General features: G+C 64.7%; 12 protein-coding genes. 8 read left to right on the top strand and 4 right to left on the bottom strand.

From position 1 onward, the window contains the following. Together IV088_RS05340 and rpmG are read left to right on the top strand one after the other, a co-directional pair. Positions 1-161: bL28 family ribosomal protein (locus IV088_RS05340; protein WP_291098764.1), on the top strand; the 161-nt coding region annotated here is incomplete at its 5' end. Between the two features lie 12 nt (positions 162-173). Beyond that, positions 174-344: a 50S ribosomal protein L33 gene (gene rpmG / locus IV088_RS05335; RefSeq protein WP_068173845.1), complete on the top strand. Its 171-nt coding sequence runs from the start codon at positions 174-176 to the stop codon at positions 342-344. Positions 345-542: 198 nt separating this feature from the next. Here the strand turns inward: rpmG and IV088_RS05330 are convergent, their stop codons facing one another. Both IV088_RS05330 and IV088_RS05325 read right to left on the bottom strand, forming a co-directional pair. Further along, complete coding sequence (locus IV088_RS05330; protein ID WP_291098761.1) at positions 543-1,769, bottom strand: fatty acid desaturase; 1,227 nt, start codon at positions 1,767-1,769, stop codon at positions 543-545. A gap of 163 nt (positions 1,770-1,932) precedes the next feature. After that, positions 1,933-3,201, bottom strand: a complete 1,269-nt coding sequence (locus tag IV088_RS05325; protein ID WP_291098758.1) for an RsmB/NOP family class I SAM-dependent RNA methyltransferase — start codon at positions 3,199-3,201, stop codon at positions 1,933-1,935. A gap of 34 nt (positions 3,202-3,235) precedes the next feature. Here IV088_RS05325 and IV088_RS05320 point away from each other — a divergent pair, with 34 nt between their 5' ends. Further along, on the top strand, positions 3,236-4,855 hold the full coding sequence (locus tag IV088_RS05320; RefSeq protein ID WP_291098755.1) for a peptide chain release factor 3: 1,620 nt from the start codon (positions 3,236-3,238) through the stop codon (positions 4,853-4,855). A 114-nt stretch (positions 4,856-4,969) separates the two neighbouring features. Here the strand turns inward: IV088_RS05320 and purN are convergent, their stop codons facing one another. Next, positions 4,970-5,557: a phosphoribosylglycinamide formyltransferase gene (purN, locus tag IV088_RS05315; protein WP_291098752.1), complete on the bottom strand. Its 588-nt coding sequence runs from the start codon at positions 5,555-5,557 to the stop codon at positions 4,970-4,972. A 50-nt stretch (positions 5,558-5,607) separates the two neighbouring features. Here purN and IV088_RS05310 point away from each other — a divergent pair, with 50 nt between their 5' ends. From IV088_RS05310 to IV088_RS05300, 3 genes are all read left to right on the top strand, one after another. After that, complete coding sequence (locus IV088_RS05310) at positions 5,608-6,276, top strand: YceH family protein (protein WP_291098750.1); 669 nt, start codon at positions 5,608-5,610, stop codon at positions 6,274-6,276. Between the two features lie 172 nt (positions 6,277-6,448). Continuing rightward, a complete protein-coding gene (locus IV088_RS05305) occupies positions 6,449-7,630 on the top strand; it encodes an acyl-CoA dehydrogenase family protein (protein WP_291098747.1) in 1,182 nt (393 codons plus the stop codon). Positions 7,631-7,641: 11 nt separating this feature from the next. After that, positions 7,642-8,757 (top strand): acyl-CoA dehydrogenase family protein, encoded by a 1,116-nt coding sequence (locus IV088_RS05300; protein WP_291098744.1) that lies wholly within the window; start codon positions 7,642-7,644, stop codon positions 8,755-8,757. A 349-nt stretch (positions 8,758-9,106) separates the two neighbouring features. Here IV088_RS05300 and IV088_RS05295 read toward each other — a convergent pair whose 3' ends face one another. Continuing rightward, a complete protein-coding gene (locus IV088_RS05295) occupies positions 9,107-9,664 on the bottom strand; it encodes an HNH endonuclease (RefSeq protein WP_291098740.1) in 558 nt (185 codons plus the stop codon). A gap of 139 nt (positions 9,665-9,803) precedes the next feature. Here IV088_RS05295 and IV088_RS05290 point away from each other — a divergent pair, with 139 nt between their 5' ends. Beyond that, entirely contained in the window at positions 9,804-10,874 is a 1,071-nt protein-coding gene (locus tag IV088_RS05290) for a bifunctional riboflavin kinase/FAD synthetase (RefSeq protein WP_291098737.1), read from the top strand. A gap of 132 nt (positions 10,875-11,006) precedes the next feature. Further along, positions 11,007-11,250: class I tRNA ligase family protein (locus tag IV088_RS05285; RefSeq protein ID WP_291098734.1), on the top strand; the 244-nt coding region annotated here is incomplete at its 3' end.

Genomic DNA, 11,250 nt, shown 5'->3' with positions numbered 1-11,250 from the left:
CCAAGCGCCGGTTCCTGCCGAACCTGCAATACCGTCGTTTCTGGGTCGAGAGCGAGAACCGCTGGGTTCGTCTGCGCGTGTCGGGTGCTGCCCTGCGCCTGATCGACAAAAACGGCATCGATGCCGTGCTCGCAGACCTGCGTGCACGCGGCCAGGCTTAAGGAGCACACACCATGGCAACCAAAGGCGGACGCGAAAAAATCAAGCTGGAATCCACTGCGGGTACCGGCCATTTCTACACCACGACCAAAAACAAGAAGACCACGCCCGAGAAGATGTTGATCAAGAAATTTGATCCCAAAGCTCGCAAGCATGTGGACTACAAGGAAATCAAGCTGAAGTGATTCAGCTGGTTCCTCCAACAAAAAAGCCGCTGTGAAAACAGCGGCTTTTTTGTTGCCCGAAATATCCAGCTAGGTTCCTGCGCGAAAAATGCCTTCATCCCAGAACACCGCGGCACCGGCTTTGCCGGGCCACTGATGTTGCCCCCTTGGGGGAGGAGGGGTGACGCGCCGCAAGGCGCGGCGCGGGGATGTGCGCAATCAAGCGTGCGCTGAGCGCAGTCGAATCGAAAAGTCGCGAAGCGCAGCGATGCCACTTTCTTCTGCGCGGCGGCACCAGGCCTGCAGGTCGACCGCAAGCTGATCGCGCGAGGCGTTCGTGCTCGACCACAGGGCGCGCAACTCTTCGCGCATGGTGACCATCTTGTCGAGCACCGGATGTTCGGCGCGCGCCAAGGCCAGCTGCGGCTTCACCTCAGCGGGCACCTTGTCGTCATCGCGGTGGAGCCAGCGGCGGGCGGCATGGAGGGCGGCCGCATCGGCGCTCTTGGCTTTCAGGCCTTCTACTTCACGCTGGCAGGCCGCACGCATTTCGCGTGCGTAACCAGCCATGACTTCGTAGCGGTTGGCAATGATGGCCTCAAGGGTCTTCTCGTCGGCCACCGGCTTGACATCACCGAAAGCCATCTTGGGTGGAAGCTTCTTGACCGATGCCAAGCCCAAGGTTTTCAGAATGGTGATGTACATCCAGCCGATGTCAAACTCATAGGGCTTGACAGACAACTTGGCAGACGTCGGGTAGGTGTGGTGGTTGTTGTGCAGTTCTTCGCCGCCAATGATGATGCCCCAAGGAGAGATGTTGGTGCTGGCATCGGTGGCTTCGAAATTGCGGTAACCCCACCAGTGGCCAATGCCGTTGATGATGCCAGCGGCGGTGATCGGGATCCAGGCCATCTGCAGCGCCCAGACAGCGAGACCTGCCATGCCAAAGAGCAACACGTCAATGACCAGCATCAGGCTGACGCCCAAGGCAGAGTAACGTGTGTACAGGTTGCGCTCGATCCAGTCGTCGGGGGTGCCGTGGCCGTATCGAGCCATCGTCTCAGGGTTCTTGGATTCAGCACGGTACAACTCGGCACCGGTCCAGAACACGGTCTTGATGCCAAACACATGGGGGCTGTGCGGGTCACCTTCGCGCTCGCATTTGGCGTGGTGTTTGCGGTGAATGGCCGCCCACTCCTTGGTCACCTGGCCAGTGGTCATCCAGAGCCAGAAGCGAAAGAAGTGCGAGGCGATCGGATGCAAGTCCATCGAGCGGTGCGCTTGATGGCGGTGCAGATAAATGGTCACACTGGCAATGGTGATGTGGGTCAGCACGAGTGCAACGAGCACCATCTGCCAACCGGTGGCATGGGTCAGACCATTGGCCAACACATCGACCAGCCCGTCCCACGCAAGGGACAGGGTCCCGGAATCGGAAGAAGACATTGATTTCCTAAAAGAGCGCCCGAGGGTGTCTGTACAAACAAGCCTCGCTCACGGGCGCCTGTGGCGGGCTAACCCATGATTTTAAGGCTGGGGGTCCAAATCACCAAATAACCAGCACCCATGCCTCCCACAAAGTGGAAAAAGCAGGCAAAGCGGCTCTATATCACGCCTTTTTCTGCCAAACGGCGGCGAAAAAACCATCCGTGGCATGCCGATGCGGCCACAAACGCAGTGTTTTTCCGTGGTTTGTTGCACAGAGCGACGCCGGCTCCGGCACATGGGCAGCGTCCAGCAGTTCGCTGACCGGCAGCATGTCGAAGTCGGTATGGGCCCGTGAAAATGCATCCGCGACCACCTCGTTTTCGGCCGGCAACAGGCTGCAGGTCGCGTAGACCAGGCGTCCGCCCGGTTTGAGCAGGCGTGCCGCGCTGGCCAGAATCGCTGTTTGCAACTGCGCTTGGGCGGCCACGGTGTCGGGGTTCTGCCGCCATTTCAGATCGGGACTGCGGCGCAGAGTCCCCAGGCCCGAGCACGGCGCATCCACCAGCACGCGGTCGATCTTGCCCGCGAGGCGCTTGATGCGGTCGTCCCGTTCGTGGGCAATCGCCACGGGGTGCACGTTGGACAAGCCACTGCGCGCGAGACGCGGCTTGAGCGCGTCGAGGCGGTGGCCGGAAGTGTCAAACGCATAGAGTCGACCGCTGTTGCGCATGGCCGCGCCAATGGCCAGCGTCTTGCCGCCGGCCCCGGCACAGAAATCCACCACCATCTCGCCGCGCTTGGCGTCGAGCAGCAGCGCCAGCAGCTGGGAGCCTTCGTCCTGGACTTCCACCTCGCCATTCACAAACGCAGGCAGCTTGGCCAGCGAGGGTTTGCCCTGAAGTCGAATCCCCAAGGGGGAAAACGGCGTGGGCTCGCATGTCAAACCCGCATCGCGCAACTCGGCCAGCACCGCTTCGCGCTTCTTTTTCAGCACGTTGACACGCAGGTCCAGCGGCGCGGGCTGGTTCAGGCTGGCCACCAGGGCGTCAAACTCGCCGCCCACCTGATCGCGCAGCGCGGTGGCCAGCCACTCGGGCAGGTTGTGCCGGTGCTGCGCCATGAGCTGGTCGTCGGTCACCGTCAGGCAGTGGTCCCACCAGGTTTTTTCCGCCTCGGTGAGCGCGCTCTTCAGGAAGTCGCGGTCACCCGGAAAACCCAGAATGGCCAGACGCCGCCACTTGGAACCGGAGCCAGAGCGGGCCAGCCACTCGAATTTGAGGCGCTCGCGCAAGATGGCGTAAACGGTGTCGGACAGCGTGGCCCGTTCACGCGGGCCCAGCGACTTGTTCTCACGGAAATGGCGTGCGACCACGGCGTCGGTGGGGTGGTCAAATTTGAAAACCTGTTCGATCAGGGTGGAACATTCGTCCAGAAGGGCTTTGGGGTGCATCCCTCTATTGTCCCACCCGCGATAATCATGGGCTATGTCCGAAATTTCGAATCAGGTGAAGCGCCGCCGCACCTTCGCCATCATTTCCCACCCCGACGCGGGTAAAACGACCCTGACCGAGAAGCTGCTGCTGTTCTCTGGCGCCATCAACATCGCGGGCAGCGTGAAGGCCCGCAAGGCCGCGCGCCACGCCACGTCCGACTGGATGGAGATTGAGAAGCAGCGCGGCATTTCGGTCGCCTCGTCGGTGATGCAGATGGAATACCGCGACTGCGTGATCAACCTGCTGGACACCCCGGGCCACCAGGACTTCAGCGAAGACACCTACCGCGTGCTGACCGCCGTGGACGCGGCGCTGATGGTGATCGACGCCGGCAACGGTGTGGAGCCGCAGACCCGGCGCCTGCTGCAGGTCTGCCGTGCGCGCAACACCCCCATCCTCACCTTCGTCAACAAGATGGACCGCGAGGTGCAGGCTCCGCTGGACCTGATGGACGAGATCGAGCGCGAACTCGGCATGACGGTGGTGCCGTTCACCTGGCCGGTCGGCATGGGCAAGACTTTCCGCGGCGTGTACGACCGCCGCACCGACCAGATGCGCGTGTTTGCCGCCGGCGAAGACCGCCGCGGGGGCGATGAGGACGTGCTGGTCGGGCTGGACAACCCCGAGAGCGTGAAGCGATTTGGCGCCGAATTCGAGCAGGCGCGCGATGAGCTGGAACTGGTGGCGGGGGCATCCCCCGCCTTCGACGAAGCGCAGTTCCTGGACGGCAAGCAGACGCCCATGCTGTTCGGCTCCGCCGTCAACAACTTCGGCGTGCGCGAAGTGCTGGACGCGCTGGTGGACCTGGCGCCACCGCCCGGCGAGCGCCCGGCGATCCAGCGGGTGGTGAAACCCGAGGAACCCAAGTTCACCGGTGTGGTGTTCAAGATCCAGGCCAACATGGACCCGGCGCACCGCGACCGCATCGCTTTCGTGCGCCTGGCCAGTGGCCACTTCGAGCGCGGCATGAAGCTCAAGGTGGTGCGCTCGGGCAAGGACCTGCGGCCCAACACCGTGGTGAGCTTCCTGTCCCAGCGCCGCGAGCTGCTGGACGAGGCGTTTGCCGGCGACATCATCGGCATCCCGAACCACGGCGTGCTGCAGCTCGGCGACACGCTGACCGAGGGCGAGAACCTGCAGTTCACCGGCCTGCCCTTCTTCGCACCGGAAATCATCCGCAGCGTGGAAGTGGCCGACCCGCTGCGCAGCAAGCAGTTGCGAGCCGGTCTGACCCAGCTCGGGGAAGAAGGCGCGATCCAGGTGTTCCGCCCGGTGGCGGGCTCGGTGCTGCTGCTCGGTGCCGTGGGCCAGCTGCAGTTCGAGGTGGTGGCGCACCGGCTGGAACACGAGTACGGCGTCAAGGCCCGCATCATGAACAGCCCCTACCAGGTCGCGCGCTGGGTGACCTGTGCGCCGGAAGACGGTGGCGAGGTAGAGCTCAAGAAGTTCATCGACGCCAACAGCCACCGGGTGGCGCTGGACGCGGTGGACGCGCCAACGCTGCTGGTGGACCACCAGGCCACGCTGCGCGCCGTGGAAGCGAACTGGCCGAAAATCAAGTTTCACGCGATGCGTGAGCACGCGGGGCTGGTGTTCCACCGGTCGATGTAGCCCCCGCGCCGCCTGCGGCGTCACCCCCCAGGGGGCAACGCGAGTGGCCCGGCAAAGACGGTTCCACCGCGTTCTGGCCTGAATGCCCTTCGTTGATCAGAGGGTCTGGCTGTTTCAGACCATACGTGTCAGCAGGCGCTCTACCGCACGCGGATACATGATGTGCTCCTGCGTCAGCACACGCTCGGCGAGCGCCTGGGCGGTGTCCCCGGGCAGCACCGGCACCACGGCCTGATCGAGGATCTCGCCATGGTCGAGCTCGGCGGTCACGCGGTGCACGGTGGCGCCGGCAAACTTGCAGCCCATGTCGAGGGCGCGTTGATGGGTGTTCAGACCGGTGAAGGCGGGCAGCAGGCTGGGGTGGATGTTGATCAGCCGGTCTTCGTAGTGCTGCACGAACCCGGGGGTGAGGATGCGCATGAAGCCTGCGAGCACCACCAGGGCCGGCTCGTGGCGGTCGATCTCCACCATGAGCGCGGCATCGAACGCCTCGCGCGACGCAAAGGCCTTGTGGTCGAAAACAGCGGTGGCGATCTGGTGGTCCCGCGCGAACACCAGGCCAGCCGCGTTGGCCTTGTTGCTGATCACGGCGACCACCTGGGCGCCCAGACGCTGCTGCCAATGGCGGTTGCGCGAGGCTTTCACGATGGCGGCCATGTTGGAGCCGCTGCCAGAGATGAGAATGACGATGTTTTTGTTCACGGCCCGATGCACTGCCTGGTGGGGCCGCCAAGTGTAATGAACCCAACCCCATGAACCACGACTTTCACACCCGCCCCCTTTCGGCCGCCGAAGCCCGCGTGCTCGGCACGTTGATGGAAAAGGCGCGCACCGTGCCCGACAGCTACCCGCTCACGCTCAACAGCCTGCAAAGCGGCTGCAACCAGAAAACCGCGCGCGATCCGGTGCTGAACATCACGGAGGCCGAGATCAGTGAAGCGATCGACGGGCTGCGTGAGTGCAGTCTGGTGATCGAGTCCAGTGGCTCGCGGGTCACGCGCTATGAGCACAACTTCCAGCGCGCGGTCGGCGTGCCGGAGCAGTCGGCCGTGCTGCTGGGCCTGCTGCTGCTGCGTGGCCCACAGACGGCGGGCGAACTGCGCATCAACACCGAGCGCTGGTACAAATTTCTGGACATCGCTTCGGTCGATGCCTTCCTGGAAGAGCTGCAGGACCGGTCGGTGGAAAAGGGGGGCGCGCTGGTCGTGAAATTGCCCCGGGCACCGGGCGCGCGCGAGCAGCGCTGGGCGCACCTGCTGTGCGGACCGGTGGACCTGTCGGCGCCCTCAGCCGCTCCGGTGGCCAGCGGCGCGGCCGAGGAAGATGTGATTGCCCTCACCCGCCGGGTGGCGGCGCTGGAAGACACGGTGGAGCAACTGCGGGCCCAGCTGCAGAGCCTGCAGCAGCAACTCGGCGGCTGACGCAGAACCACAGCCGCGCGTGGGAAAGCCCAGCCCGGTCGCCAGGCCACCCATCGCGGCATTGGTGACGGCTTGTCACAGCGAGGACAGCACAAAAACGAACGATCGTGCGAAACTGCGTGGCGTTGCCCCCAATCCGCTGCGGACCGGGGTCACCCACCAGGAGACACACATGGATTTGGCATTCACGCCCGAAGAGCAGGCGTTTCGTGAAGAGGTGCGCGGCTGGGTCAAGGCCCACCTGCCGGCCGAGATCGCCCAGAAGGTGCACAACGCCCTGCGTCTGAGCCGCGACGACCTGCAGCGCTGGGCGAAGATCCTGGGCCAGAAAGGCTGGCTGGGCTACGGCTGGCCCAAGGCGTTTGGGGGACCGGGCTGGACCGCCGTGCAAAAGCACCTGTTCGAAGAGGAATGTGCCCTCGCCGGGGCGCCACGCATCGTGCCCTTCGGCCCGGTGATGGTGGCACCGGTCATCATGGCTTTCGGCAACAAGGAACAACAGGAGCGTTTCCTGCCCGGCATCGCCAGCGGTGAGGTCTGGTGGAGCCAGGGCTACAGTGAACCCGGCTCGGGCTCGGACCTGGCCTCGGTCAAGACACGCGCCGAACGCCAGGGCAACAACTACCTGGTCAACGGCCAGAAAACCTGGACCACGCTGGGCCAGTACGGCGAATGGATCTTCTGCCTGGTGCGCACCAGCACCGAGGGCAAGCCGCAAACCGGGATCAGCTTCCTGCTGATCGACATGAAGTCGCCCGGTGTGAGCGTGCGGCCGATCAGGCTGCTCGACGGCGAGTGCGAAGTCAACGAGGTGTTCTTCGACAACGTGGTGGTGCCCGCCGAAAACCTGATCGGTGAAGAGAACAAGGGTTGGACCTACGCCAAACACCTGCTCTCGCACGAGCGCACCAACATCGCCGACGTGAACCGCGCCAAACGCGAGCTGGAGCGGCTCAAGCGCATCGCCAAGGCCGAAGGCGTGTGGGACGACAGCCGCTTCCGCGACCAGATCGCGCTGCTGGAAGTGGATGTGGTGGCGCTGGAGATGCTGGTGCTGCGCGTGCTCAGCGCTGAGAAATCGGGCAAGAACTCGCTCGACATCGCCGGACTGCTCAAGATCAAGGGCAGCGAAATTCAGCAGCGCTACGCCGAGCTGATGATGCTGGCCGCCGGCCCGTTCGCCACGCCCTTCATCGAAGAAGCCATGGAAGCCGGCTGGCAGGGCAACTTCCCCGGTGGCGTGGTGGCCAACGCGCCGCTGGCGTCGACCTACTTCAACATGCGCAAGACCACCATCTACGGTGGCTCGAACGAAGTGCAGCGCAACATCGTGGCCCAGACGGTCCTCGGTTAAGGAGCATTCACATGGACTTTGATTTTTCCGACGATCAGGAACAGCTTCGCGACGCGGTGCGCAAGTGGGTCGACAAGGGTTACGACTTCGAGCGCCGCCGTGGCATCGTGAAGGCCGGCGGCTTTGACCGCGCGGCCTACAACGAACTCGCCGAGCTCGGCTTGGCTGGTCTGTACATCAGCGAAGCCGACGGCGGCCTGGGCATGGGCCCGGTCGAGGGCATGGTGGTGATGGAAGAGCTGGGGCGCGGCATCGTGCTGGAGCCGCTGGCGCAGACGCTGATCGCGGGTGGTGTGATCGGGGGCTATGCGGGTGCGGACGTCAAGGCCGCTTGGTTGTCGAAGATCGCCTCGGGCGAGGCGCTGGTGGTGCTCGCGCAGCAGGAACGCGGTGCGCGCTACCGGCTGGACGTTTGCAAGACCACCGCCACGCAGTCTGGCAGCGGCTGGACGCTCAACGGCAGCAAGAGCGTGGTGCCTGCTGGTGACCAGGCCGACGCCTTCCTCGTGCCCGCCATGGCCAATGGCAAGGTCTCACTGTTCTTGGTGGAGCGCAGCGCCAGCGGCGTGAGCACGGAGGGCTATGGCACCCAAGACGGTGGCCGCGCCGCCGAGCTCACGCTGCAGAACGCCCCGGCCAGCCTGATCGCCACCGATGGCCTGACCGCGCTGGAACACGCGGTGGACATCGGCATCGCCGCCGTCTGCGCCGAAGCGGTGGGCGTGATGGACAAAACGGTGGCGCTGACGGTGGAGTACATGAACACGCGCAAGCAGTTTGGCGTGGCGATCGCGACGTTCCAGGCCCTGCGTCACCGCGTGGCCGACATGAAGATGCAGCTGGAACTGGCGCGCTCCATGAGCTTCTACGCCTGCCTGAAGCTGAATGCCCCGGCCAACGAGCGCCGTCGCGCCATGGCACGGGCCAAGGTGCAGCTGGGTAACTCGATGCGCTTCGTGGGTCAGCAGTCGGTGCAGCTGCACGGTGGCATCGGCGTGACCGACGAGTACATCGGCAGCCACTACTTCAAGAAGCTGACGCAGCTGGAGATGACGTTTGGCGACACGCTGCACCACCTGGGTGAGGTGTCGGCCCGGATGGAGGACACGGCGGGGGTGTTTGCCTGAGTCTTCTTCTTTTTGACTCCGCTTGTGGTGCCCCGCTTTGCGGGGCTTTTTTTTCGCTCTTCGGCTTCTGCGGGATCGGTAAGGCGGTGTGCCCTGCTCCGCTCATGTCCCCCGGGCTGGCTGCGCCAGCCCTCCTCCTTTACTTCGCTGCTCAGGGCACACCGCCTCACCGATCTGGCGATAAGCAGGCACACCACCGCAGGCCCGCCCAAATGTTCGCGGCCTGAGGGCACTGGGTGGCTGACGCAGCGAAGTAAAGGAGGAGACGGCCGCAGGCCGTCGGGGGACATGAGCGGAGTCGGCCGCCCAGTGCCCTCAGGCCAACGCAAACCAAGCAGGCCAGAAACCGTCAGGCGTGCAAACGCGAGTTCTTGGGAAGATGGGACATCAGGAACTCCATCTGGTCCGCCAGGATGCGGCGGTTGCGCAGGATGAAGTCTTCCCACAGGCTGGGCACGTAGGGCGCGTAGAGCAGCCCCATGTGCGCCTGCTCGGGCGTGCGGTTGCCCTTGCGGTGGTTGCACGACTTGCAGGCCGTCACCACGTTCATCCAGATGTCCATTCCGCGCTGGCCCAGCGGCACGATGTGCTCGCGGGTGAGGTCGTCTTCGTGGAAATGTTCGCCGCAGTAACCACACAGGCAGCGATCGCGGGCAAACAGCTTGCTGTTGGTGAGCGAGGGCCGCAGGTCGAACGGATTGATGCGCGGCACGCCCTCGGTGCCGATGATGGAATTGACGGTGATGATGGACTGGCGCCCGGTGATCGCGTTGTGCCCTCCATGGAACACCGCCACCTCGGCACCCATTTCCCAGCGCACCTCATCCGCGGCGTAGTGCAGCACCGCTTCTTCAAGGCTGATCCACGATTGTGGCAACCCCTGGGCAGACAGCTTCAAGACCTTCAAAACCTGGCTCCTTCAAATCAAACTGAAGAGGCCAGCCGCCTTGTCACCTGCGGCTGGTGCGCCCGCCGGCTGCGACCGGCGGCGCTGTGACAATATAGCGTTCTTTGATGACGCTTCGACGACCGCGCCAAATTACCGCATGAAAATCATTCGAGGCCTCTGGAACCGCCTGCACCAGCCCGCTGCGGGCGATGACGCACCGGGCTGCGCGCTCACCATCGGCAACTTCGACGGCGTGCACCGTGGTCACCAGGCCATGCTGGCCTTGCTGATCAACGAGGCGAAGCACCGCGGCGTGCCCAGCTGCGTGATGACTTTTGAGCCGCACCCGCGCGACTATTTCGCCGGTCTGCACCACAAGCCCGATCTGGCGCCGGCGCGCATCGCCACGCTGCGCGACAAGCTGGAAGAGCTGCGACGCTGTGGCGTGGACCAGTGCGTGGTGCTGCCCTTCAACGCGCGCCTGGCCTCGCAACAACCGCAAGCCTTCATCCAGGACATCCTCGTCAAAGCCTTGGGGGTGAAATACGTGCTGGTGGGCGACGACTTCCGTTTTGGGTCACAGCGGGCGGGCGACTACGCCATGCTCGACGCCGCCGGCTCATCGCTCGGCTTTGACGTGGCGCGCATGCAGAGCTACGAGGTACATGGCACCCGCGTCTCCAGTTCGGCCGTGCGCGAGGCGCTGGCCGCCGGCGACATGGAGCGCGTGGCCGCTCTGCTCGGGCGCCCGTTCAGCATCAGCGGCCACGTGGTGCACGGGCGCAAGCTCGGGCGACAGCTGGCCGAGAGCCACCCGGGTGCGGGCGACGGTTTCCGCACCCTCAACCTGCGCTTTTCGCACTGGAAACCGGCCGCCAGCGGCATCTTTGCGGTGCGTGTGCATGGCTTGGGAGACGACCCATTGCACGGCGTGGCCAACCTCGGTGTGCGCCCCTCGCTGGACCCGGACGATGTGAACGGCGGGCGTGTGTTGCTGGAAACCCATTGCCTGGACTGGCCCGCCGAGCTGGCCACCCGCCTGCCCGGTGGGGAGGCCTACGGTAAAATCATCCGCGTGGAACTGCTGCACAAACTGCACGACGAACTGAAGTACGACGGTCTGGACGCCCTCACCCGGGGCATCGCCAAAGACTGCGATGACGCTCGTGCGTTTTTTGCGTCGCTGCACACCCAGACGCACCGCCAGACCACCCGCGACCGAATTTAACGCCGCTGCCGGGGCGCCCAGCCCCGGGCCGCGCGCCCTCTGACAGGCTCGGGGCGACCCGCCCCACCCCCGTGCGCCACGTCGCACCACCGAGCCCGCCTTTGCCGATCCCGAATTCGAAAGCCGACCACCATGTCTGAAAAATCCGCTGCCCCGAAGAACGAGGCCAAGCCCGAAGCCAGCGCCTACCGCGCCACGCTGAACATGCCCGACACGCCGTTCCCCATGCGCGGCGACCTGCCCAAGCGCGAGCCAGCCTGGGTCAACGACTGGAACGGTGGCGGTCTCTACAAGCGCCTGCGCGACGCCCGCCAGGGCGCACCGCTGTTCGTGCTGCACGACGGCCCGCCCTACGCCAACGGCAAGCTGCACATCG

It is taken from the genome of Hydrogenophaga sp. (assembly GCF_018780075.1).
Lineage (GTDB): Bacteria > Pseudomonadota > Gammaproteobacteria > Burkholderiales > Burkholderiaceae_C > Hydrogenophaga.
This window is presented reverse-complemented; position numbering and strand designations above follow the sequence as displayed.

What these genes read in the sequence shown, in the direction of transcription:
- rpmG (WP_068173845.1), top strand. Translation starts at nt 174, where the DNA reads ATGGCAACCAAAGGCGGACGCGAAAAAATCAAGCTGGAATCCACTGCG.
- IV088_RS05330 (WP_291098761.1), bottom strand. Translation starts at nt 1,769, where the DNA reads ATGTCTTCTTCCGATTCCGGGACCCTGTCCCTTGCGTGGGACGGGCTG.
- IV088_RS05325 (WP_291098758.1), bottom strand. Translation starts at nt 3,201, where the DNA reads ATGCACCCCAAAGCCCTTCTGGACGAATGTTCCACCCTGATCGAACAG.
- IV088_RS05320 (WP_291098755.1), top strand. Translation starts at nt 3,236, where the DNA reads ATGTCCGAAATTTCGAATCAGGTGAAGCGCCGCCGCACCTTCGCCATC.
- IV088_RS05310 (WP_291098750.1), top strand. Translation starts at nt 5,608, where the DNA reads ATGAACCACGACTTTCACACCCGCCCCCTTTCGGCCGCCGAAGCCCGC.
- IV088_RS05305 (WP_291098747.1), top strand. Translation starts at nt 6,449, where the DNA reads ATGGATTTGGCATTCACGCCCGAAGAGCAGGCGTTTCGTGAAGAGGTG.
- IV088_RS05300 (WP_291098744.1), top strand. Translation starts at nt 7,642, where the DNA reads ATGGACTTTGATTTTTCCGACGATCAGGAACAGCTTCGCGACGCGGTG.
- IV088_RS05290 (WP_291098737.1), top strand. Translation starts at nt 9,804, where the DNA reads ATGAAAATCATTCGAGGCCTCTGGAACCGCCTGCACCAGCCCGCTGCG.